The organism is Achromobacter colocynthidis (assembly GCF_057334535.1).
The window spans coordinates 64,174-87,924 of sequence record NZ_JBHFIZ010000002.1 but is presented as its reverse complement, the minus strand read 5'-3'; the positions used below and the strand labels follow the sequence as shown (position 1 = coordinate 87,924).

Below are 23,751 nucleotides of genomic sequence, written 5' to 3'. Positions count from 1 at the left end.
CGCTTGCCATTTTTGGCTCGCTTCGCTTTGCCTTGCTTTCTGCGGCTTGCTTCGCTTTGCCGGGCTGTTTGCCGCTGTTCGATTGGCCGGATTTTTGGCGGCTCACTTGCTCGTAGGATGGGTGAAGCGCTTGCTCGTAGGATGGGTGAAGCGCTTGCTCGTAGGATGGGTGAAGCACTTGCTCGTAGGTTGGGTGAAGCACTTGCTCGTAGGATGGGTGAAGCACTTGCTCGTAGGATGGGTGAAGCACTTGCTCGTAGGATGGGTGAAGCGCTTGCTCGTAGGATGGGTGAAGCGCGGGTTGGCTGTCAGAAGAAAATAGATCGTCTACGCGCGCAACCCATCTCCCGCATACTTCACACCCCCCCACATCCCTCACCCCTGCAAATCAATCCACGCCTTCGCCCTGGGAAAGTACAGCGCGGCTTTGGCCTTGCGGCCGTCTAGCGATGTGACTTGCGTGCAATACCGCAGCAGCTGATCGCCATGTCGTTGACGCATCCGTGCCGCGAACGCCGCTGGGGGTTCGCCGGGATGGGGACGGCCGGTTTTGTAGTCGACGATCAGCCAGCCGTCTTCGGTGCTCAGCGCTAGGTCGATCACCGATACCTTGCCGGCGGCGTCGATCAGCGGCCATTCGCGGCGGGCGCCGGATTGGGATAGCAGCCATAGGCCGCGCTCATCCGCCAACGTGGCTTGCAGCGTTTCCAGCACGGCCTCGGCGGCGGCGGCGGCCTGGCTGGCGGGGATGCCGGCGCGGGTTAGTTGGCGACGCATGGCGGGTAGGCGGTCGGCCAGAGCGTTGGCCGGCCAGGCGTGGATGCCGTCTTGGCCGATGCGGGCAAGCCAGGCGTGCGCCAGCGTGCCGATGGCGGCGTCGTAGCCGGCTTCAAGCTGCCAGGCGGGGTGTTCGCTGCCGTCGCCCCAGGCGCCGCGTTCGGCCGCGCCGAAGCCGGGGCTGATGACCACGTTGGACAGCCGCGCCAACTGCGCAAGGCCGTCGCCGGCCACGCGGCGCAGCGGCTCGCCTTGCCATTCCGGGGTGTCGACCGCGTCGGGCTCGGCCTCGTTTTCCTGCTTGGGTGGCACCGGCGGCACCAGGCACGGCCACAAGCGGCCCAGCAAACTGGCGGATGGCGGCGTCTTGGCTTGACCCGTGGCCTCGTCGACCGCGACATGGCCCACCAGGTGCAGGCGTTTGCGCGCCCGTGTCGCCGCCACGTATAGCAAGCGATCAATCTCGTAGGACGCGCGGCGGGCCTCGCGGGCGCCCAGGTAGCGCGATATCGGGTCGGCCTCGACCTCGGCGCGCGGCTTGACCGGGCCGAACAGCACACGGCCGCTGCTTTGTTCAAAACGCACCAGCGGCGCCTGATCACCCCGGGGCGCGCGGTGCAGGCCGTACAGGATGACCGTTTCAAACTGCAGGCCCTTGGACTTGTGCATGGTCATGATTTCGACCGCGCCGTCGTCCTCGTCCGCCGCATCGGGCGCGGCGAACAGGCGCGAGATGCCGGCGTCCAGCGCTGCCGGATCAATGCCGCCGTGCGGCGCCAGCCGCTCCAGCAGTTGGAACAGGCTTTCGGCGTCGTTCGAGACCGACAGGCCGGTGTACAACGCCGGGCCGCCCAGGCGCCGCCACAAGGATTCCACCCAGGCCGCGAACGGCATTGCACCCGAGGCATTGCGCTTGTCCAGCAAAATGGCGGCCACCTGGCGCAGGCGTTCGAATTCATCGGCGCTCAACACCGATTGCGCGGCGGGCGTTTCCAGCGCTTCGCTTGCTTCGGACGCTGCCGGAACCGCGTCGAACAAGGAACCCTGCGGTTCACTGCGCGCGGCCTGGGGCAGCGTCACCGGCGCCGTCGGCGGCGCAATGCGCAGCGCGCGTTCCAGCAGCACGGGAACGGGCGTGATGTGGTCGTCGCCAAACAGGCGCTGCAGGGACGTCAGCGTCAAGCCGCAGTACGGCGCGCGCAAGACCGACAGCCAAGCCAGCCGGTCGGCCGGATGCGACAGCGCCCGCACTAACTGCACCAGGTCGGCCACCACCGGGCGCAAAGCCAACGGCACCAGATCCACGGCGCGGCAACGGATGCCTTCCTGCGCCAGCCGGCGCGTCAGGTTGCCCAGGTGGCTGCGCGCGCGCACCAGCACCGCCACCGGATGCTTGGCGCCCTTGTGGTCGATCAGCGCCTGGCGCACCAGGCCCAGCGCGATTTCCTCGGCCTGCTCTTCCGCCGGCGTTCCGCCCGCCCGCGACCAGGCCGGGTGAAAGCGCACCGCCGGGTCCGGCAGCGCCTCGTGGAAGGCCGTGGACGGGCTGTAGGCAATGGCCCCCGCGGCGGCGTCGCTGCGCTTGGGCAGCAGGCCCGCGAACGATTGGTTCACCCATTCCACGATGCCCGCCTGCGAGCGGAAGTTGTCGGTCAGGTTCAGGAAGTCGGGCGTCAATTCGCCCACGCCGATGTCGGCCACTTCCAGGAACAGGCCCACCTCCGCCTTGCGGAAACGGTAAATGGATTGCATCGGGTCGCCCACCAGGAACAGGCTGCGGCCATCGCCCGCCTGCCAGCCCGAGGTCAACGTGCGCAACAGGTCAAGCTGTGTCTGGCTGGTGTCCTGGAACTCGTCGATCAGCAGGTGGCGGATCGACGCATCCAGTTTCAGCAGAAGCTCACCGGGATCGTCGGCGCTGCCCAATGCGGCCGCCGCGCGTTGCGCGATTTCGATGAAGTCCACCTCGCCCTGGTCCGCGAAGCGCAGGCGCAGTTGCGCCACGGCCAGTGCCAGCGTCATCAACTGCGCGCCCAGCACTTCCCATTGCGCGTCCGTGAAATGCGGGTTGGGGATGTCGCGCACGGCGTTCAGCCGGCGCACCCAGGCGGCCTTGTCGTCCGCCGCTTCCAGCCATGCCACAAAGGGTTCCTTGTGCGCGCACTTGGCCGGAAAGCCCAGGTTTTTGTTGACGGTCTTGCGCAGGCTGCCGGTGCCCGTCAGCAGCAGATGGGCCACGGCGCGCCACTGGTCCAGCATGTCCGCATCAGGCGGCAGCTCTTCCGTCCAGTCCAACAACGCCAGCAGCTTGTTGTCGTCTTCGCCGTCTTGCAGATGAGCCGCGGCCAACCGGGCCGGGCCGCACAGCGCGTCGGCCCAGCCATAAGGCATGGCTTCGCAAAGCGCGTCCAGGTCTTCGCCGATGGCCTCGGCCAGCATGGCTTGCATGCCGGCGCGGTCGGAACCGTGGCGCAGCAGCGGCAGCCATTGGTCGCGCTGACCCAGCATGTCGGCAATGGCGTCCTTGGCCGCTTGCACGTCTACGTCCAGATGCTGCAACAGAATGCGCACGGCGTCGTAGTCGTCGGCCAGGTCCAGCGTGGCGCGGGCCGCTGCTTCGTAATGGGCGCGCGCGTCGTCGGTGATGTCCGGCATGCCGCCCAGTTCGGACAGCCACGGCATGCTGCGCACCAGCCCCGCGCAGAACGAGTCGATGGTGCGGATTGCCAGGCGCGCCGGGTGGTCCAGCAGATGCCAGCCCTGCTCGGCGTTGCGGGCCAGCGCGGCGCGCGCCAGTTCCCAACTGCGGCGTTCGTGCATGGCCTCGGGCGGCCCGTCCAGCCCGCGCCGCAGCTTGCTGAGCACGCGCGCATGCATCTCGGACGCGGCCTTGCGCGTGAACGTGATGGCGACGATTTCCTCGGGCCGGTTCACCGTGGCCAGCAAGGCCAGGATGCGGTCGGTCAGCAGCTCGGTCTTGCCGGACCCGGCCGGGGCTTGCACCAGGAATGAGCGGGTGGGGTCCAGCGCGTCGGTGCGCGCGGCGTGATCCTGTGGCAGGCGTTCTGTGTCGGCCATGGCTCAGGCGTCCTCGTCGTCAAGATGCAGACGCAGGAACGGCAATGCATCGCAGTATTTCAGGTCGTCGCGGCGGTAGGCCACATTGCTGGCCACGCCCGCCACGTATTCATCGGCCAGCGCCTCGATGGCCACCCGCCACCGCTGCCGGATCTCCGGCCAGGTCAGGCCGTCGAAAAACTTGCTGTCGCTGGCCAGCGTCACGCCGGGCACGCCCAGGTCTTCGTCTGCCAGGCCTTGCGCGGCCACTTGTCGCGCGTGAATCTGCGCCAGCACCAGGCCCGCGACTTCGCCGCCCGCCGCATCGGCCAGCACCGACGCATAGAACGGCAACTGCACGTTCACGGGACGGCTGCGCGACCAATCGGGTTCGGGCTTGGCGGCGGCCACGCCGGTCTTGTAGTCGACGATGACGTTGCGGCCATCGGCCAGGCTATCGATGCGGTCCAGCCGCAGCTTCAAGGTCAACGCGCCGCGCTGCCACTGGTGGCTCTTTTCGACCTGAGCCACCGCGAACGGCAGGCGCTGCGCCTCCATGTGGAGCCACGACGCCAGCACGGTCTGCGCGCGCTGGCACTCCAGCGTCTTCAACGCGGGCGCATAGTCCTTGAGTTCTTCATCGGCGGCCTGGGCCACGGCTTGTTCCAGCAAGGCGGCCAGCCGCTGAGTGGCGATGACCTCGTGCAGCGCGTCCTGGTCGGGCATCATGCCCCACACCAATTCCAGCGCCTTGTGCAGGAACTGGCCGCGCACGTTCACCGTGGCGCTATCGGCATAAGGCGCCAGCTCGCGCCCGCCCAGGCGGTGCCGCACGAAGGCCCAAAGCGGATTGCGCGCCTGCGTGTCCAGCACGTCTAGCCCGCCGCCACCACGGTTGCCCGCCGCCAAGGGCGGGCCCTGCCTGTCGTCCAGCGACTCCTGCGGCAGCGCCGCGGTGGTTTCGACCAGCGGCGGCGTCCAATCGGTCAAGGCGGCGCCAGCAATCAGGGGCGATGGCCGCAGCTCGCGTTCGCCATCCATATGGGCATGGCTGACGATGATGTCGGGTGCGCAGCGGCACAGCGCGGCATACATGCCTTCGGCCCATTCGCGTTCGCGTTCCGGCGTGGCGCGCGGGGCCTTGGCCTGGCGCAGCACGGCCAAGGGCAACAGCGGGTTGGGCTTGGGCGACGCGGGCAGTACGTCGTCGGTCAGCCCCAGCATCCACACGCCGTCCCAGTAGCCGCCTTCGGCCTCCAGCAGGCCCAGGACGTCCAGCCGCGCCGTGGGATCGCGCTGCGGCTGGAACGACGCCGACCGCGCCACGCTTTGCAGCAGGTTGACCGCCGCCACGCCACCCAGTCGGCCGGCCGCCGGCGCCAGCGCCGAAAAGCTGCCCAGTGCATCACCCAATGCGCCCATGACCTGATACGCCACACTGTCCAGCGCGCCTTCGCCCGGAAAACCCAACGCCGTCAACGCCGCCTTCATGCGCAGCATCCAGACGTCGCACGTGGCCTGGCGGCCGCCCTGGGTCCAGATGTCCAAGGCCTGGTTCCAGGCCTGCGCCAAGGCGGGCGTGTCGGCCAGCAGCTTCTTCCAATCGTTCGGGCTGACGCGCTGCACCGCCTGACGACGCCAACGCGCATCGATAGCGGCCAGGCGCGCGCGGTCGCGCACGTCGCCGGCGCAATGGCCGGCCAGCAGCGCCGCGCCCAGCACGTCCACGCCGCAGCCCTTGCCGCCCGCGCATTCGGCCAACGCGCGCAGCCACGCCAGCGCGGCCCGCGCCATCGGCCAGTCATTCAGCGGCCGGCCCACGGCCACGTTGAAGGCATAAGCCGGCGCGCCGTCGCGTCCGGCCAAGGCCTGGCTCAAGACACGGCGCGCAAACGGGGATTCGGCTTCCAACTGTGGGGACACGATGGCAAACCGCCCCTGCGGATGCGCCCGCAACTGGCTGGCGGCCCAAGCCGCCGCCGCGCGCCATTCCGCGCCCTGGTCAGCGGCTTCGAAGCGGCGGGCCACGGTTTCAACGCGCTGTTCGTCGCGCCATTGCGCAACCCGGCAGCCCTGGCCTTCAAAGGCGCGCAGCAGGCGGCGAAAACGTGGCGATACGTCAGTAAAGCCGGCCAGCACCAATTGCCCGGGAATGGGTAAGCGGCCTTCTTCCAAGGCGCGCAGCACGCGGGCATAGCCTTGGTTGGCGTCCTCGGCGTCGATACCCGCCAGCGTTTGCCGATAGCGCACGCGCCACTTGGCAAAGCCGCGGTATTCGTCGGTGTCGGCGCCGGAGGGTACATGCAAATCCCATTCGTCCATCAACAGATCGGCGTCCATGGACAGCTTGGCCGCCTGGCTGGCGTCCAGCAGCACGCGCTCGGCCTCTTCGGCGCGGATGGCTTCGGTCCAGACCAATTGCGTGGCGAAGCTGTCCAGCCGGTAGGCGGGCACGTCGTCGTCGGCTTCAAACGCCAGTTCGTTGGCGGATTCTGCAAGCCAGGCGGACAAGGGCAAGATGCGCGGCAGCTCGCTGACCTGGCGTTCCAGGCGCAGCAGGCCAGCCAGTTCCAGCGTCAGCCGGCGCGACAGGCGGTTGTTCACCGTCAGCACCAACGTGTCGGCGGCGGCCAGGGCGCCGATGTCCGGCAGGGACAGCAAGGATAGTGAAAGCAAGGGAGGGGAAAGCGGCGCGTCCTGCATGGGCATCCGAAAAAGAAGCGGCTAGAAACCGCACAGGGCGGCCAGATTTTCCCAATGCAGCTGCATGTCGGGCGTGGTGTAGCCCCAGAACGCCAGGCCCAGCACCGCCACCAGCGCCAACACGCCCACGGCGCGCCAGCCTCGATGGCGGCGGACGGTGGGGGGAGTGGCGTGCGGCATGGTCAGGGGTTCCATAGGGCAGGCAGGCGGGTAGCGGATGTCGGTGACGGCAGGGTTGCTGTCGGTCGGGTTGTAGTCGGCTTGCGGCGATATCAAGTTGCCACGGGTCGGGGTTCGGCGACATTCACCGGCTGCTCGCGCACCGGCAGGCACAGCAGCGCGGCAATGATGGCAAGCGCCAAGCCCAGCCACCAGACCATATCGTAATTGCCGGTCTTGGCGTAAGCATACCCGCCCAGCCAGACGCCGATAAAGCTGCCCAACTGGTGCCCCAAAAAGACAATGCCCGACAGCGTAGCGGCGTAGCGCAGGCCGTAGATCTGCCCGATCAGCCCTTGCGTAAGCGGCACGGTGCCCAGCCAGAACAAGCCCATCCACGCCGCGAACACATACAGCACCCAGGCCGACAGCGGCACCGCCAACAGCAGCACGATGCCAAAGGCGCGCATGAAATACACCAGGGCCAACAGGCGCTTCTTGCTGTATTTGCCGCCCAGCTTGCCGGCATAGAAAGAGCCCACCACATTGAACAGCCCGATCAGCGCCACCGCGGTCGCGCCCTGCCCGGCCGTCAAGCCGCCGTCGGTCACGTAGGCGGGCAAGTGCAGCGTGATAAAGGCCGTGTGAAAGCCACAGACGAAGTAGCTCAGGAACAGGAAGTGGAACGACGGGTGGCGCACTGCCTGGCGCACGGCGGCGGCCAGCGATTGCTGCGGACCCGACTGCGCTTGCGGGCGGCCGCGCAGGAAGTAAGCCAGCGGCGCGGCGCAGGCCACGAACAGCGACAGCACCCATAACGCGCCCGGCCAGTCCATGCCGGTGATGAGCGCCTGCCCGGTCGGCACCACCGCGAACTGGCCCAACGAGCCGCCCGCGCTGGCGATGCCCATGGCCGTGCTGCGGTAGGCGGGCGGCACCGCGCGCGCCACCACCGGCAGGATCACCGGGAACGTGGTGCCCGCCTGGCCCAGCCCGACCAGTACGCCCGCCGTCAGGTACAGCGTGGCTTCGTCGGTGGCGAAGCGGGTACCGATCATGCCCAGCATGTAGAGCACCGCGCCCAGCGCGATCGTGCGGCCGGAGCCGTAGCGGTCGGCCAGGATGCCCATGAAGATACAGGCCACGCCCCAGCCCAGGTTCTGTAGCGCGAACGCCATCGAGAACACGTCGCGCCCCCAACCGTGCGCCAGGCCCATCGGCTGCATGAAGAGGCCAAAAGTGGCGCGCACGCCCATCGCAAGCAGCACCACCAAGGTGCCCAGGATGAGGGTGCGCGTGGAAATCGTATCGGTTTGGTTAGACATGAAACCCGTGTCTGGTTGTTGTTTGGGTTTGCGTCCCCTCCTCGGGACCCGGCCAACATCATATACAAGTCGCCGCCCGCGCAACGGGAATAGCCCTGTTGCCGAATCGCACTTTGCGCGCCCTGTCACTAGGGCCTACCCCCTACGACCAAGGTCGTGTGTCCGAGCCTGTGATGCGTCTCTATATTGGGCAGAGGCCCGCGAGGCATCGCCAGACGAGCCGATCCGGATGCGCTGACGGCGCCCGGCCATAACAACAAGGAGCCCTATCGTGCCCACCCCCAAACACGTGCCTTCACCCCACGTGCCCCCCTCCCACATGCCCCCCTCCCCCCAAGCACCCGAACCCGAAAGCAGGGTCGCCGCCGTCATGCGACATCCCAAATATCAGGAACTGCTGCGCCGCCGCAGCCGCGCCAGCTTGTTGTTCTTTGCCATCACGGGCGTGATCTACGCCGGTTTCATTCTGACGCTGGCCTTTGACCCCGTGTTCTTCGGCAGCCCGGTACCCGGCATGACGATGAGCATCGGCGTGCTGACCGGCACGCTGGTCGTGTGCAGCGCCGTGGTGCTGATTTCCGCCTACGTGCATATCTCCAATTCCGTGTTCGACCCGCTGCTGGCCGCCATCATCAAGGACGTGTCATGAAAAACAAGAAACTGGGCGCCGCATTGATCTTCATCCTGGGCTGCACGCTGGCGGGCGCGGCGCGCGCCGCCACCGGCGGGCAGGCCAGCATGTCCGCCATCGTGATGTTCCTGGCTTTCATCGCCGGCACCATGGGCATCACCTACTGGGCCGCCAAGCGCACCCGCACCACGTCCGACTTCTACACGGCGGGCGGCGGGCTGTCGGGCTTTCAGAACGGCCTGGCCATCGCGGGCGACTACCTGTCGGCCGCGTCGTTCCTGGGCATTGCGGGCATGGTCTACGTCAGCGGATTCGACGGCATGATCTACGCCATCGGCTTTCTGTTCGGCTGGCCCGTGGTCATGTTCCTGATCGCCGAACGGCTGCGCAACCTGGGCCGCTACAACTTCGCCGACGTCACCTCGTTCCGGCTGTCGCAGACGCCGATGCGCGTGCTGGCGGCCAGCGCATCCCTGCTGATCATTGCGCTGTACCTGATTGCGCAGATGGTGGGCGCGGGCAAGCTCATCGTGCTGCTGTTCGGCCTGGACTACAACGTCGCCGTGGTGATCGTCGGGTCGCTGATGATGATCTACGTGGCCTTCGGCGGCATGACCGCCACCACCTGGGTGCAGATCATCAAGGCGGTGCTGATGCTGCTGGGCGCCACGCTGATGACGGTGCTGGTGATGGCCGCGTTCAACTACAGCCCCGACGCCCTGCTGGCGGAAGCCACGCGCGTGCACCCGTCCGGCAGGGAACTGCTGGCGCCGGGTGCGCAGGTCAGCAGCAACCCCTTGAACGCCTTGTCGCTGGGTATTGCGCTGGCGTTCGGCACCGCCGGGCTGCCGCACATCCTGATGCGATTCTTCACCGTGTCCAACGCCAAGGAAGCGCGCAAGTCGGTCATCTACGCCAGCTCATTCATCGGCTACTTCTACCTGCTGACATTCATCATCGGCTTTGGCGCGGTGGCGCTGCTGGTGCGCCATCCCGAGTATTACGTGACGGGCGCGGACGGCCAGTTCGACATGCTGAAAAGCCTGATCGGCGGCACCAACATGGTGGCCGTGCACCTGGCCAATGCAGTGGGCGGCAACCTGCTGCTGGGCTTCCTGGCGGCCGTTACCTTCGCCACGATCGTCGCGGTGGTGGCGGGCCTGGCGCTGGCGGGCGCGGCGGCCATTTCGCATGACCTCTACGCCAACGTCATCGCGCGGGGCCGCGCCACCGAAGCGCAACAGATGCGTATCTCTCGGCTGTCCACCATTGCGCTGGGCGTCATGGCCATCTTGCTGGGCATCGTGTTTGAAAACCAGAACGTGGCGTTCATGGTGGGCCTGGCGTTCGCGATTGCGGCCAGCGCCAACTTCCCGGTGCTGGTGCTGTCGATTTCCTGGCGCGGCTGCACCACGCGGGGCGCCACCATCGGCGGCTTTCTCGGGCTGGCCTCGGCCACGATCTGGGTGGTGCTGAGCGACACGGTATGGGTCGATGTATTCGGCTTTGCCACGCCCATCACGCCGTTCCCCAACCCCGGCATCCTGTCCATCCCGCTGGCGTTCTTTTCGATCTGGCTGTTCTCCAAGCTGGACAACAGCCCCCGGGCGCATCAGGAAGCCGCGGCCTTCGACGCCTTGACCGTCCGCAGCCAGACAGGCATCGGCGCGACCACCGCCGTCGCCCACTAAGCATGCCTATCAGTTACGCCCATTAGTTACGCCTGTTATTTACGCCTGTTATTTACGCCCATCAATTTCGCCCATCAACCACGCTCAGGAGCCATCATGGAACCCATACCCGATCGCTATCCCGTCCCCCAAGGTTTTGCCGGACCGCACACGGTTACGCAGGACCAGTACGAAGCCGCGTACGCGGCCTCGATGCAGGACCCCGATGCGTTCTGGGCGAATGCGGCCAAGCGCCTGCAGTGGTATCGCGAACCCACCCAGATCCGCGACGTCAATCTGTCGCCCGACGACTTTCATATACGCTGGTATGCCGATGGCGAACTGAACGTCAGCGTCAATTGCCTGGATCGACACCTGGCAACACGCGGCGACAAGACCGCGCTGATCTGGGAATCCGACGACCCCGGCACACCGTCGCAACGCCTGACCTACCGGGAACTGCACGCCAAGGTCTGCAAGATGGGCAACGCGTTGCGCCGACTAGGCATCGGGCGCGGCGACCGCGTCACGATCTATATGCCGATGATTGCCGACACCGTGGTGGCGCTGCTGGCGTGCGCGCGCATCGGCGCGGTACATAACGTGGTGTTCGGCGGGTTTGCGCCGGCGTCCATTGCCGACCGCGTGCGCAACTGCGGCGCTTGCGCCATCATCACCGCCGACGGCGGCCGCCGCGCGGGCCGCGGCGTTGCGCTGAAAGCCAACGTGGACGCCGCGCTGGACATGCCGGGCATGGAAGGCGTGCGCACCGTGCTGGTGGTGCCGCACACGGGCGAATCCGTCAACATGACGCCCGAACGCGACTACTGGCTGGACCGCCTGATGGAACGCGAACCGGACGACTGCCCGCCTGAACGCATGAACGCCGAAGACCCGCTCTTCATCCTCTACACCTCGGGCAGCACCGGCAAGCCCAAGGGCATGCTGCACACCACGGGCGGCTACCTGGTCTATGCCGCCTACACCCACGCCACGCTCTTTGACATCCGCGACAGCGACGTCTTCTGGTGCACGGCCGACGTGGGCTGGATTACCGGCCACAGCTACCTGGTCTACGGCCCATTGGCCAACGGCGCCACCACCCTCATGTTCGAAGGCGTGCCCAGCTACCCGGACGCCTCGCGCTTCTGGCAGGTCATCGACAAACACGCCGTCACCATCTTCTACACCGCCCCCACCGCGATTCGCGCGTTGATGCGCGAAGGGCCCGAGCCCGTGCTGCGCACGTCGCGCAAGTCCTTGCGACTGCTGGGGTCGGTGGGCGAACCCATCAACCCCGAAGCCTGGCGCTGGTATCACGACATCGTAGGCGCGGGCCGCTGCCCCATCGTGGACACCTGGTGGCAAACCGAAACGGGCGGCATCCTGATTTCGCCATTGCCCGGCGCCCGCCCCGGCAAGCCGGGCGCGGCCAGCACGCCCTTCTTCGGCATCCGCCCCGAGCTTGTCGATGTGAAAACCGGCGCCATCATCAACGGACCCGGCGAAGGCAATCTTTTCATCCGCGATTCCTGGCCCGGCCAGGCGCGTTCGGTGTACGGCGACGAGCAGCGATACATCCAGAGCTGCTTCAAGGACTACCCGGGCATGTACTTCACGGGCGACAGTTGCCGCCGCGACGAAGACGGCGACTACTGGATCACCGGGCGGGTGGACGACGTGCTCAACGTCAGCGGACACCGCTTGGGCACCGCCGAACTGGAAAGCGCATTGGTGTCGCACCCCAAGGTGGCCGAAGCCGCCGCCGTGGGTTTTGCGCACGACATCAAGGGCCAGGGCATCTACGTCTACGTCACGCTGAAAGCCGGCGCGCAGCAGTCCGACACGCTGCGCCAGGAACTGGTGGCGCATGTGCGCCGCGAGATCGGCCCGATTGCAACGCCCGACCACCTGCAATGGGCGCCCAGCCTGCCCAAGACGCGCTCGGGCAAGATCATGCGCCGCATCCTGCGCAAGATTGCCGAGAACACCATCGACGACCTGGGCGACATCACCACGCTGGCCGATCCCACCGTGGTCCAGACGCTGGTGCGCGAGCGGCGTGTGGCATGATCGGCCCATGCCTGTCCTGCTGATCGCCGACGACCACCCGCTGTTTCGTGAAGCCTTGCGAGGGGTGATCGGCCGTGTGTTCCCGGACGCCGTCATACACGAAGCCGACCAGATCTCCGTGCTCTACGATCTGGTTGACTCGTGCCCCAACGCCGACCTGCTGTTGCTGGACCTGGACATGCCCGGCTCGTTCGGCCTGGGGCCGCTTGGCCATTTGCGCAACCAGCATCCGCAACTGCCCATCGTGATTGTGTCGGCGCATGAAGACCCGCTCTTGATACGCCGCGCGCTGGATCACGGCGCGATGGGCTTCATCCCGAAATCATCAGACGCCGATACGCTGGGCTCGGCCTTGCTGCATGTGATGGACGGCGGCACCTGGGAGCCCGATGCGGGTCACGCCACCATTGCCGCCACCATTACCGCAAACCGCGGCGCCCTGCCGCGCGAGCCGGCCATGGCGGCCAATGTGCGCGAACTGACTCCGCAGCAGTTCCGGGTATTGCAGATGGTGGGCGCGGGATTGCTGAACAAGCAGATTGCGCACGAATTGCAGGTATCGGAAGCCACCATCAAAGCCCACATGACCGCCGTGATGCGCAAGCTGCGGGTATCGAATCGCACGCAAGCCGTGCTGATCGCCGCGCGGCTGGGCCTGAGTACGTGGCGCTATGGCGCTATCGCGTCAAACCCCAGGGGTGAAGCGTGATGCGGCCAAGCCATGCTGCTCCGAACTCCGATGCTCCAAACCCTGCGGCGCCAATCCTTGATGCGCCAATTCGTGGTGCGTCAACATCTGCGCGCGCAGCTTTGCCGTCAGCAAGGCACGCAGCGACGCGGGCTTGATGGGCTTGGTCAGCACCCGATAGCCGCGCGCCCGCGCCGCCTGCGCCAAGGCATCCGCGCCATCCGCCACCAGCAGCGCGCCTCGCGCGGCAGGCGAGCCGGCGCGCAGGGCGTCAAGGCTATCCAACCCGTTCATGCGGTCGCGCAGAAGGAAATCCACTAATAGAACATGAGGCTGATGGCGCATCAGCGTCATGGCGTCGTCCAGCGTGGTCGCGCACCACACACTGGCCTGCCAGCCGCCCAACAGCGCTTGCAGGCCGCCGAGCACGTGTGAGTCGTTGTCCAGGCACAGCACCCGCAAGCCCTGTAGCGAGGCATGCACGGGCGGCCATTGCAACCGCGACGCCGCGCCGCTCAAGCGCGCCGGCGCGGGCCTCGGGGTTGCAACGCTGGGCACGCTGACCGAAAACACGCTGCCCCGGCCCAGGGCCGAGCGCGCGTCCAGCCCATGCCCCAGCAACAGCGCAAAGCGACGGCATATGGACAGCCCCAGGCCGAAGCTGCGCCCTTCGCGGTTCTGCGGCTGTTCGTAGCGCTGGAACTCGTCGTAGATGCGGCGCAATTGATGCGGGGGAATGCCCGGCCCGGTGTCCCACACTTGCAGTTGTACTTGCCCACCCCGCGACCGCGCGGACAGCAGAATGCGGCCGCCACCCGTATAGCGCAACGCATTGGCCAGGAAGTTCTGCAAGATGCGGCGCAACAGGCGCGGGTCGCTGCGCACCAGCAGCTTGCGTTTGGCGTGCAGGCGCAACTGCAAGCCGGCCCGCAGCGCCACATGGCCGTACTGGTCGGCCAGTTGGCGCAGCATCGGCTCCACGTTGAAGTCACTGAATTCAGGCTTGAGCACCCCCGCGTTCAGCCGCGATACGTCCAGCAGGCCGTCAAGCAGTTCTTCCGCCGCGCGCAGCGACGTGTTGATGCGGCCCGCCAGATAGCGCTGTGCCTCGGGCCGGTCTTCCTCGTTCAGCGCCGACGCAAACAGGCGCGCCGCGTTGATGGGCTGCAGCACATCGTGGCTGACGGCGGTCAGGAACTGGGTGCGTGATCGCTGCGCCGCTTCGGCCTCTTGCGCCCGCGCGCTGACCCGTTGCTCAAGCGTGTTGTTGATGTCGCGCAGCGCGCTTTCCACGCGCTTGAAGTCGGTGATGTCGCTATAGCTAGTGACGTAGCCGCCGCGCGGCAATGGCCGGCCACGCAGTTCCACCACGCGCCCGGACCGCAGCGTGCGCTGCCGATGGTAGACGGCGCCGGCTTGCATCAAGGCGATGCGCTTGCCTACCAGGGCGTCGATGTCCAGGCCCGGGTCCGACCCGAACTTGCCGCGATGCGCATTGAAGCGGATAAGGTCGGCCACGGGTTGGCCCACACGCAGCAGGCCGTCGGGGTAATCGAACAGGCGTTGATACTGCTGGTTCCACGCCACCAGCCGCATGCGCGCATCCACCACGCTTACGCCCTGATCCATGCTGTCCAGCGTGGCCAGCAGGTCGGGCATGCGTAGCGGGTTGTGCCTTAGGGCGGCATACGCCAGCAGGGCGAAGGTCAACAAGGCAAGCGCAAGCCAGCCCAGCATCATGGTGAAAGTCTCCTGCGTCAGGGGTCGGGCCGCGGGCGCAGGTTGTCATTGTGTGGCGTCCCGTCGGCACTGCGCGCATTATGACGCCGCGTTGGTACGGGTGGCACATGCCGACGGCATCTGGACCGCAATTTCAGACGAATCCTAAATCGCCAAGCGTGTGCGCTCGGCGGTCACCGCGCTAGTGATTTGCGCCATGGCAGCAAACGGTTCAGCACGGCAGTTCAGCACGATTCAATGCCGGACACTTCAGATTTCAGAGTGGGGAATAGGCGACAGGCGCGAATGGCCTGGCTGGAAACAGAAGCAGAAAGACAAGCTGGCGTCTCCGACAGGAATCGAACCTGTATCTAGGACTTAGGAGGTCCTTGTTCTATCCGTTGAACTACGGAGACACGCTGCGGGCGGAATTGTATCGCTTTTCAGGGACGACCCTGCAACGCAAGGCGGATTATGAATTGGGCCCCACGACTCACGTGCGCAATGTAGCTCGCGTCCGCGTCCGGCCAGGTGGCTAACCTGTTCGGACGGGCCGCCTTGCGAGCTTTGTCTTGAAGTCCTGACGTGTGTCGCAGATGACGTGGATATAGACGATCTTCCCTACCACCTCATAGATGACGCGGTTCTTCGCAGCGGTGATTTCGAGGAAATGCGTGGCAGGCAGTTCGAGAGGGGCGTGGCCGACCTGCGGAAACTGCTCGAGGTTAAGGATTGCTTTCTTTATCTTGGCATAAGAAGCCTGCCAAACCGCCTGAGAAAAGTGCTTTCTAATGTAGCGGCGAATTTCATGCAAATCGTCTACAGCGGACTGAAGAAAAACAACCTGGTGGCTCATTCCGAACCTTCTTTGTCCATTGCCTCAATCTGAGCGAAAACATTGGCAGCTGGAACGACCCGGCCCTCTTCAATCTCGCGGCGTCCGCGGGCCAACAGTTGCAGTAGCGCAATCGTTTGTTCTTGCTCTTCGTAGCTCAGAACATCCATCACCACGAGTTTTGCCTCCCCGTTTTGAGTGATGAGCATCGGTTCTCGATTCTCAGAAATCTCCTTGACGATCTCTGCCGCATGGCTTTTCAGGTAGCTGATGGGCTTGACTTGGGTTGAGTATTTCATGGTTGTCCTCGGATCCAATGAGACTGATTCTAGACTGAATTTAGTCTTCTAAAGACGGCTATTACCGACGTTCAGCCAAATGAGGGTTATTCCGGGCTACGCTCACGCGCGTTCAGCCGTTAGCTTCTCACCTCACGCCTGTGACAAATTGCATCCATGACACATGCGTCACTATTATTTTTTTATGACAAGATCGCGAATCGCCTTGCGCGCCTCTTGATGTACTGTTTAAATTCATCGCGTAAGCCCCTAATTCATCTGGACTTTTCCTGAACCGACGATACGCCGGCTTGCGAAACACTTCTTCACAGACTGATAAGCCTGCTCAACCATGGCATTTTCCTGGACACGTGCAATTGCGAACGCGGTAGCGCCCATGGCGCTGGCGATGTGCGCGCTCCTGCCCCACGCCGCGCAAGCCGCGAAAAATTCCGACCCTTGCAAGACCAACGCCAAATCGGCGGCTTGCAAGGCGCAACAAGCCAAGAAGGCCCCCGCCCCGAAGGCGGCTTCGGGCAAGGGTTCCTCCGGCAAGCAAGCCGCTGCCAAAGCCTCCCCCAGCGCCAAGAAGGCGCCTCCCAAATCTTCATCAAGCGCCAAGAAAGCCCCGCCCAAGTCGTCGTCCACCGCCAAGAAGTCGCCGCCCAAGGGTGGCAAGCAAGTGGCCGCCAAGGGCACGCCGCCCAAGAAGGGCGCCGCCGGCAAGAGTGGCAAACCCAACAAGCCGAACCGCGCGCAACGCGCCGCGGCCCTGGCGGCATCCGCCGCCATGCCGCCCGCCGCTTCGTCGGTGCGTGCTGAAGCCGCCGCGCTGCGCTCCAGCACGGCGTATGTGCAAGACCTGGAAACGTCCACCGTTCTGTTCGCCAAGAATGAAAACGTGGTGCGCCCCATCGCTTCCATCTCGAAGCTGATGACGGCCGTTGTGGTGGTGGACGCCAACTTGCCGATGGATGAAATGCTTGAGATCACCGACGATGACATCGACGGCCTCAAGCACACCACGTCACGATTGCGCGTGGGCACCAAGCTGTCACGCGGCGACATGCTGCACCTGGCCTTGATGTCGTCCGAGAACCGCGCCGCCAACGCGCTGGGCCGCCACTACCCGGGCGGCCTGCCCGCTTTCGTGGCCGCCATGAACGCCAAGGCGCAATCATTGGGCATGACCAGCACGCGCTTTATCGAGCCCACCGGTTTGTCCAGCGACAACGTGTCGTCGCCACATGATCTGGCCCGCCTGCTGCGCGCGGCGTCGCAACGCCCGCTGATCCATCGCTACTCGACCGACACCGAGTACGACGTTGAAATCAACAACCGCACGCAAACCTTCCGCAATACGAACCTGCTGGTGCGCAAGCCCGACTGGGACATCAAGGTGTCCAAGACCGGCTACATCAACGAGGCCGGCGAGTGCCTGGTGATGCTGGCGCGCATCAATGGCCGCGACCTGGCCATCGTGCTGCTGGATTCGCAAGGCAAGCTGTCGCGCATTGGCGATGCGGTGCGCATCCGCCGCATCGTACAAAACGAAGTGGCGCTGGCGTCCATACAGCCCGGGGGCTGAACACTGACGGCGGGGGCACCCATAGCGGGCGGCCCCACATCGCGCAACAATGCATAAGGCCCGATCTGATCGGGCCTTATTTTTTTGACCAGCCTAGGCGGCGACGCGCCGTTTGGCGCGCAGCGGTTCCGCGTCGTACATCGATGCCGGCAGTCCTTCCAGCACCGCTTGCGGGTTCAGCGACCGGATCGGCACCGAAGCATCGTGAGGAATGCGCCCATCGGCCTGCAGCAACTGATAGCGCAGGCAGCACACGCGCAGGAACGACGTGAAATTGGCGGCCTCGCCGCGATATTCGATCAGCTCGTCGTACAGCCGTTCGATCAATTGCGTGACGCGCATGCCGTCGCGCCCCGCGATTTCTTCCAGCACCTGCCAGAACAACTGCTCCAGCCGCAAGCTAGTCGCCACGCCATGCAGGCGCAGCGAACGGGTTTCGGGCGCGTAGGACTGCTCGCTCGCGCGGATGAAGATTTCACACATATAAGCTCCCGGACGAGAGGCCAGGGGCACCTGCCGGGCCCACCTCGCGAAGAACCACTTTACGACGTTTGCCGCAGCGCTCGCAACACGCCAGGCGGCTTACGTCCCCGACACCCGATCCCGTCAACGCGTTGCGCGAAGCCACCTGTCCCCACCCTTTGCATGCGGTCCCGATTGATAAAAATCATGGTGCCGCCTACGCAAGCGGTCGAGCATAGAAGAACTGACCTGACTTCGGAGCAGACGATGGACAAGACAATGAAGGCCGCGGTTGCACGCGCATTCGGCGAACCCCTGGTGATTGAAGAAGTGGCCGTGCCGCGCCCGGGGCCGGGCGAATTGCTGGTCAAGATAGAAGCCTGCGGCGTGTGCCACACCGACTTGCACGCCGTCCAGGGCGACTGGCCCGTCAAACCCAAACCGCCCTTCATTCCCGGCCACGAAGGCGTGGGCCACGTGGTGGCGGTGGGCGCCGGGGTGACCCATGTGAAGGAAGGCGACCGCGTGGGCATCCCCTGGCTGTATTCCGCCTGCGGCCATTGCGAACACTGCCTGGGCGGCTGGGAAACATTGTGCGAACAGCAACAGAACGCCGGCTACTCCGTCAACGGCGGTTTCGCCGAATACGCACTGGCCGCCGCCGACTACGTGGGGCTGTTGCCCAAGAACGTGAGCTTTGTCGACATTGCCCCCGTACTGTGCGCGGGCGTCACCGTGTACAAGGGCCTGAAGATGACGGATACGCGGCCGGGCAACTGGGTCGTCATCTCCGGCATCGGTGGGTTGGGCCACATGGCGGTGCAATACGCCCGAGCCATGGGCTTGAACGTGGCCGCGGTGGACATCGACGACAGCAAGCTGGAACTGGCCCGACGCCTGGGCGCCGAGGTCACCGTCAACGCCAAGACCACCGACCCCGCCGCTTACCTGAAGCGCGAAATCGGTGGCGCGCATGGCGCGCTGATCACGGCGGTATCGCCCAAGGCGTTTGAGCAGGCGATGGGCATGGTGCGGCGCGGCGGCACCGTGGCGCTGAACGGTCTGCCGCCGGGCGATTTCCCGCTGTCGATCTTCGACATGGTGTTGAACGGCGTCACCGTGCGCGGCTCTATCGTCGGGTCGCGGCTGGACCTGCAAGAGTCTTTGCAATTTGCCGAAGCCGGCAAGGTGCGCGCCACGGTGTCCACGGATCGGCTGGAAAACATCAACAGCGTGTTCGACCGCATGAAGCAGGGCCAGATCGAAGGCCGGGTCGTGCTGGACTTTGCCTGATCCCATCCAGCGCGGCCCCGCGCATCAGGGCGTGATCTTCGTGCCCAGCACCACCAGGAATTGCGACAGCCACGCCGGGTGCGCGGGCCAGGCCGGCGCCGTCACCAGGTTGCCATCGGTATAGGCTTGATCGATACCGATCTCGGCATAGGTGCCGCCCGCCAGCCGCACCTCGGGCGCGCACGCGGGGTACGCCGAGCACGTGCGCCCTTTCAGGATGCCGGCCGCCGCCAGCAGTTGCGCGCCGTGGCACACCGCTGCAATGGGTTTGCCGGCCTGATCGAAGTAGCGCACGATATCCAGCACTTTTTCATTCAGTCGCAGGTATTCCGGCGCGCGGCCGCCGGGTATCACCAAGCCGTCGTAGGACGCGGGCTCGACGCGATCGAAGTCGAAGTTCAACGCAAAGTTGTGACCACGCTTTTCACTGTAGGTCTGCGCGCCTTCGAAATCGTGGATGGCGGTGGCAATGGTGTCGCCGGCCTTCTTGTCCGGGCAGACCGCGTGCACCGTGTGCCCCACGGCCAGCAGCGTCTGGTACGGCACCATGGTTTCGTAGTCTTCGGCGTAATCGCCGACCAGCATCAACAGTCGTTTGCTCATGAATGTCTCCTTGGAATGAAGGGCGCCCGGTTCAGCGCCCAGCATGGGGCTCCGGTTCTTGATGTTCTGGGAGACATTGTGCGCGCGTCCGGCGGGCGGGGGGTGGTAATGGGATACCACACGCTCAGCGCGGCAGTGATGCGCCGCCGCAGATTGCGATGTCCTGACCGGTGATGGCGGCGGCCTGGGGCGACAGCAGGAATTCGACCAGCGCGGCCACCTCCTCGGGTTGGATCAATCTGCCTATCGGCGGCATCCGTGGCGCGCTGGCCGCCCGCGCGGGGTCCTGCAACATACCTGTCTGCGTGGCGGCCGGCGACACCACGTTCACGGTGACGCCCTGAGACGCCAGTTCCGCCGCCCAACTGCGCGCCAGCGCCACCAGCGCGGCCTTGGACGCCGCGTACTGGCTACGGCCGGGCATGCCCTGGGCCGTCCGGCTACCCACCAGCACCACGCGGCCGTCACCACGTTCGGCCATGTTCGGCGTCAGTAGCTGGGCCACCCTGACGGCAACGTCCACGTGCAGCTTCCACATGCGTTCGCCGTCGGCGGGGTCCAACTGCGCCAAGGGCCCCACCCGCATGATGCCCGCGGCATGTACCAACGCCCGGGCCTGCTTGCAACTATCCAGCGCCTGCCGGGTCGCGACTTCATCGCACAGGTCAACGGTGATGTGCCGATAGGCCGCGTGCCGCGCCACGGCCGGCCCGATGTCCAGGCCGGCCACCTGCCAGCCCGCGTCCAGCAGGCGCTGCACAATGGCCAGGCCGATACCGCCCGTGGCGCCGGTCACCACCGCCAGTCCGCCCGCCGGATTATTCGACATGGATGTTTCCTTCCTCGATGATCTTGCGCGACCGTGCCATGTCGTCTTTCTGAAAGCGTGCAAACGCCGTGGCCGACCCCGGCGTCAACGACACGCCCAGTTGTTCGTACTTGGCCGTCATGCCGGATGACAAGGCCTTGTTGACCTCGGCGTTCAGCTTCTCGACGATGGGCCCAGGCGTGCCCGCCGGCGCCCACAGCCCGTACCAACTGTAGAACTGATAGCCGGGCAACACTTCGCTGACGGTGGGCACGTCGGGCAGATTGGGCAGGCGCGCGTCAGACGTTACGGCAAGGATCTTCAGCATGCCGCTTTTGTAGTACGACACCGCGCCCAGGACCGGGTCGATGAAGCCATCAATGCGCCCGCCCACCAGATCCTGCAACGCGGGCGACGTGCCGCGATAGGGGATGACCATGTAGTCCAGGCCCCCCTGGCGTTTCAAGAGCTCGGTGGCCAGGTGACCCGCGGATCCGATGGAGCCCACGGCAAAGGTAAGCTGGCCCGGGTTCTTCTTGGCGTAGGCCAGCAATCCGGCCAGGTCGGTAACGGGCAGGTCTTTCTTCACCGAGACCGACAGCGGCGCCTTGCCCGCCATGGCCACCGGCACGAAATTCTTGTCGACGTCGAAGGGCACCGCCTTCATGGTCATGGGCGCCGTCGTGAACGTCGACGCGTTGAACAGCAAGGTGTAGCCATCCGCCGGCGATTTGGCGACGACATCGGCGCCGATAATGCCGTTGCCGCCCGACCGATTTTCCACGATGAAGCTTTGGCCGGTCTGTTCGCTGAGCTTCTGCGCCAGGTCGCGGCCCAGCATGTCCAGCGTGCCGCCCGGCGGAAACGGGATCACGAACCGGATCTGCCGTGACGGGTAGGTGTCTTGCGCATGCGCCACGCCGCCCCCAATAGCCAGGCACAACGCGACCATGGCGCGCGACGCGATTCTCTTTTGCATGATGTGTCTCCTCTTATTTATTTTGCTTGCGGCATCGTGCAGGGGGTTGGCGTCATGCCACCCCGTTGCATCCGTGCCGCTACAGACGCGAGTGCTTCAGCGAGCCAGCAAGCCCGCGCCGGTCAACGCGTTGCGCAACGCCTGCATGTCGGCGTCGTTGGGCGCCTCGGTAGGCGGGCGCACGGTCGCGCTTTCCAGCACGCCCGCCAGATACATGCCGGCCTTCATGCGGGCATGGGCTTCCCCGGTGGGTTCGCCGCCGCCGTAGACGGCGTCTTTCAGCGGCGTGATCAAGGCCTGCACCTGCTGCGCGCGCTTCAGGTCGCCTGCCTTGACGGCATCCCACAGGTCGCTGATCAGTTGCGGGATGAACGTGGCGAAGCCGACCAGCGCGCCGTCCACGCCCTGCACCATCGACGCCAGCAGATATTCATCGTGGCAGGTCAGGATGGCCTTGGACGCATCGGCGTCGCGCAGCGACTGGATGTCGCGCGCATATTTGTTCATGTCGCGCTGGCCCACCTTGAACGCCTGCACGTAGGGCAAGCGGGCCAAGTCGCCCAGCAGCTTGGACGAATAAGAAGCCCGCGTCCACGCCGGATACACGTGGCACACCAGGTCAAGATCAGGCGCGGCCTCGTGGATCGCCTGGAAATACTCCAGCGCATGACCTGGCGTGAAGCCAAAGCGCAGCCAGTGGTGCGGCGGCATGACGTCCAGCGCGGCGGCGCCCGCTTCGCGCGCCGCGCGGGCATGCTCCTGCGCCTCGGCAATGCCTTCGCAGACAATCGAAGAAATCACCGGCAACTTGCCGCGCAGCTCGTCGGCCACGATGCGAGTCACCTGGGCGCGTTCCGACGGGGTAAGGGAAAACACCTCGCCCGTATGCCCGTTGGTCATGACGGCGACAACACCATCATGTCCCGCCAGCCACGAGGCCAGACGGCGCAGGGCGGGTTCGTCGATACGATGATCGTCGGTAAAGGGGCAGGATATTGCCGGGATGATGCCGCGGTAATTCGAGATGGAAGCCATCGTTGTCTCCGTATCTTATGGGTAGGGAATGGCAGTTATGATTGCGGCACCCCCATGGGGTCGTCCAATACTCGAAACGCATAGAATTATGTTTGCCATGGCGCACACCTGACATGGGACCTGGAAACCGACCCCTGGACATGAATTGGCTGGAAGACTTTTGTTCTCTGGCCGAAACGGGTAGCTTTTCGCGCGCCGCGGAAGCCCGCGCCATCGCGCAACCGGCGTTCAGCCGACACATCCGCGCGCTGGAAGAATGGGTGGGCGCTGACCTGTTTGACCGCAGCACACACCCCACCGAACTGACCGCCGCGGGCCGAAAATTCCTGCCGCTGCTCAAGCAGGTCATGGCCGACCTTGAAGCCGCGCGCATCAAGGCGCTGGCCGCCCACGCCCAGGAAGGCGCCAGCCTGCGGTTTGCCGCCACCCATCTGCTGTCGTTGACGTTTTTCCCGAAATGGCTGACCCGGCTGGAATCGGCACTGGAAGTCGGCGCGATCCAGATGATGTCCGACAGTTTCCAAGCCTGCGAAGACCTGATGGCGCAGCGGCGCGTCCAGTTCCTGCTGTGCCACCGCCATCCGCAAGTCGCCAGCCGCCTGGACGAAGCCCCCTACCCCAAGGTGCATCTGGGCACGGACGTGCTGGTGCCGGTCAGCGCGCCTGCTGCCGACGGCCCTGCCGGCGAACCCGCGCATCGGCTTGCCGGCGACGGCCTGGTGCCCTTTCTTGCCTATGGCCCCGCATCCGGCCTGGGCCGCATCGTCAGCCACCAACTGCGGCACAAGGCGATGCCCGTTGAACGCATCCAGACGGCGTTCGTCGGACCGCATGCCACGCTGCTGCGATCCATGGCGATACAGGGGCGAGGCATCGCCTGGCTGCCCGACATGCTGGTGCACGATGACCTGCACCAGGGCAGCTTGATTCGGGCAGGCGGGGAAGAATGGGACATCCCGCTGGAGATCTGCCTGTTTCGGCAGCCTAGTGATATGGCTGCCGTGGCCGAGAATTTGTGGGCACTGGTGGCTGCGGGAAACCCTCCACCGCGGGAATAACCCGGGCCGC

At 65.5% G+C, this 23,751-nt stretch carries 19 protein-coding genes and 1 tRNA gene; 7 read left to right on the top strand and 13 right to left on the bottom strand.

The genetic code is table 11. The features are described 5' to 3' along the window. Positions 1-375: 375 nt before the first annotated feature. The 4 genes from ACE04A_RS00750 to ACE04A_RS00735 are packed head-to-tail and all read right to left on the bottom strand — an operon-like array spanning position 376 to position 8,021. Positions 376-3,855 carry a UvrD-helicase domain-containing protein gene (locus ACE04A_RS00750; RefSeq protein WP_448717763.1) on the bottom strand — a complete coding sequence of 1,160 codons (3,480 nt, stop codon included), beginning with the start codon at positions 3,853-3,855 and terminating at the stop codon, positions 376-378. A gap of 3 nt (positions 3,856-3,858) precedes the next feature. Next, positions 3,859-6,537 (bottom strand): PD-(D/E)XK nuclease family protein, encoded by a 2,679-nt coding sequence (locus tag ACE04A_RS00745; RefSeq protein ID WP_448717761.1) that lies wholly within the window; start codon positions 6,535-6,537, stop codon positions 3,859-3,861. Between the two features lie 21 nt (positions 6,538-6,558). Next, positions 6,559-6,813, bottom strand: a complete 255-nt coding sequence (locus ACE04A_RS00740) for a hypothetical protein (protein ID WP_448717760.1) — start codon at positions 6,811-6,813, stop codon at positions 6,559-6,561. After that, the gene (locus tag ACE04A_RS00735) at positions 6,810-8,021 is read right to left on the bottom strand and encodes an MFS transporter (protein WP_485819787.1); all 1,212 of its coding nucleotides are present in this window, start codon (positions 8,019-8,021) and stop codon (positions 6,810-6,812) included. The genes ACE04A_RS00740 and ACE04A_RS00735 overlap by 4 nt, the downstream gene beginning before the upstream one ends. Positions 8,022-8,391: 370 nt before the next feature. Between ACE04A_RS00735 and ACE04A_RS00730 the strand changes: the two genes are divergently transcribed. From ACE04A_RS00730 to ACE04A_RS00715, 4 genes are all read left to right on the top strand, one after another. Then, a complete protein-coding gene (locus ACE04A_RS00730; RefSeq protein ID WP_050449774.1) occupies positions 8,392-8,670 on the top strand; it encodes a DUF485 domain-containing protein in 279 nt (92 codons plus the stop codon). Continuing rightward, positions 8,667-10,343 (top strand): cation/acetate symporter ActP, encoded by a 1,677-nt coding sequence (gene actP, locus ACE04A_RS00725; RefSeq protein ID WP_448717758.1) that lies wholly within the window; start codon positions 8,667-8,669, stop codon positions 10,341-10,343. Before ACE04A_RS00730 ends, actP begins: the two co-directional genes overlap by 4 nt. Positions 10,344-10,439: 96 nt before the next feature. Beyond that, positions 10,440-12,395, top strand: a complete 1,956-nt coding sequence (acs, locus tag ACE04A_RS00720) for an acetate--CoA ligase (protein ID WP_485819786.1) — start codon at positions 10,440-10,442, stop codon at positions 12,393-12,395. A 7-nt stretch (positions 12,396-12,402) separates the two neighbouring features. Further along, the gene (locus tag ACE04A_RS00715; RefSeq protein WP_448717755.1) at positions 12,403-13,104 is read left to right on the top strand and encodes a response regulator; all 702 of its coding nucleotides are present in this window, start codon (positions 12,403-12,405) and stop codon (positions 13,102-13,104) included. Here ACE04A_RS00715 and ACE04A_RS00710 read toward each other — a convergent pair. From ACE04A_RS00710 to ACE04A_RS00695, 4 genes are all read right to left on the bottom strand, one after another. Beyond that, complete coding sequence (locus ACE04A_RS00710; protein WP_448717754.1) at positions 13,081-14,823, bottom strand: hybrid sensor histidine kinase/response regulator; 1,743 nt, start codon at positions 14,821-14,823, stop codon at positions 13,081-13,083. The genes ACE04A_RS00715 and ACE04A_RS00710 overlap by 24 nt on opposite strands. A 320-nt stretch (positions 14,824-15,143) precedes the next feature. Next, positions 15,144-15,218, bottom strand: a tRNA-Arg gene (locus ACE04A_RS00705). A gap of 119 nt (positions 15,219-15,337) precedes the next feature. Then, on the bottom strand, positions 15,338-15,658 hold the full coding sequence (locus ACE04A_RS00700; RefSeq protein WP_279995314.1) for a type II toxin-antitoxin system RelE/ParE family toxin: 321 nt from the start codon (positions 15,656-15,658) through the stop codon (positions 15,338-15,340). Then, positions 15,655-15,936, bottom strand: coding sequence for a type II toxin-antitoxin system Phd/YefM family antitoxin (locus ACE04A_RS00695; protein WP_100854926.1), 282 nt, complete (start codon positions 15,934-15,936; stop codon positions 15,655-15,657). Before ACE04A_RS00695 ends, ACE04A_RS00700 begins: the two co-directional genes overlap by 4 nt. Before the next feature lie 331 nt (positions 15,937-16,267). On the opposite strand from ACE04A_RS00695, the gene pbpG reads away from it, so the two are divergent. Then, a complete protein-coding gene (gene pbpG, locus ACE04A_RS00690) occupies positions 16,268-17,503 on the top strand; it encodes a D-alanyl-D-alanine endopeptidase (protein ID WP_447990895.1) in 1,236 nt (411 codons plus the stop codon). A gap of 93 nt (positions 17,504-17,596) precedes the next feature. Here the strand turns inward: pbpG and ACE04A_RS00685 are convergent, their stop codons facing one another. Then, positions 17,597-17,986 carry a ribbon-helix-helix domain-containing protein gene (locus ACE04A_RS00685; RefSeq protein WP_100854924.1) on the bottom strand — a complete coding sequence of 130 codons (390 nt, stop codon included), beginning with the start codon at positions 17,984-17,986 and terminating at the stop codon, positions 17,597-17,599. A gap of 246 nt (positions 17,987-18,232) precedes the next feature. Between ACE04A_RS00685 and adhP the strand changes: the two genes are divergently transcribed. Continuing rightward, entirely contained in the window at positions 18,233-19,258 is a 1,026-nt protein-coding gene (gene adhP / locus ACE04A_RS00680) for an alcohol dehydrogenase AdhP (RefSeq protein ID WP_259249373.1), read from the top strand. Positions 19,259-19,282: 24 nt separating this feature from the next. Here the strand turns inward: adhP and ACE04A_RS00675 are convergent, their stop codons facing one another. The 4 genes from ACE04A_RS00675 to ACE04A_RS00660 form a co-directional block, all read right to left on the bottom strand. After that, the gene (locus tag ACE04A_RS00675) at positions 19,283-19,861 is read right to left on the bottom strand and encodes a DJ-1/PfpI family protein (protein WP_259249374.1); all 579 of its coding nucleotides are present in this window, start codon (positions 19,859-19,861) and stop codon (positions 19,283-19,285) included. 124 nt (positions 19,862-19,985) lie between these two features. Further along, positions 19,986-20,690 (bottom strand): SDR family NAD(P)-dependent oxidoreductase, encoded by a 705-nt coding sequence (locus tag ACE04A_RS00670; RefSeq protein WP_448717751.1) that lies wholly within the window; start codon positions 20,688-20,690, stop codon positions 19,986-19,988. Next, a complete protein-coding gene (locus ACE04A_RS00665; RefSeq protein ID WP_448717749.1) occupies positions 20,680-21,648 on the bottom strand; it encodes a Bug family tripartite tricarboxylate transporter substrate binding protein in 969 nt (322 codons plus the stop codon). Before ACE04A_RS00665 ends, ACE04A_RS00670 begins: the two co-directional genes overlap by 11 nt. 96 nt (positions 21,649-21,744) lie before the next feature. After that, a complete protein-coding gene (locus tag ACE04A_RS00660; RefSeq protein ID WP_448717748.1) occupies positions 21,745-22,683 on the bottom strand; it encodes a dihydrodipicolinate synthase family protein in 939 nt (312 codons plus the stop codon). A gap of 140 nt (positions 22,684-22,823) precedes the next feature. On the opposite strand from ACE04A_RS00660, the gene ACE04A_RS00655 reads away from it, so the two are divergent. Further along, on the top strand, positions 22,824-23,741 hold the full coding sequence (locus ACE04A_RS00655; protein WP_448717746.1) for a LysR family transcriptional regulator: 918 nt from the start codon (positions 22,824-22,826) through the stop codon (positions 23,739-23,741). Positions 23,742-23,751: the final 10 nt, after the last annotated feature.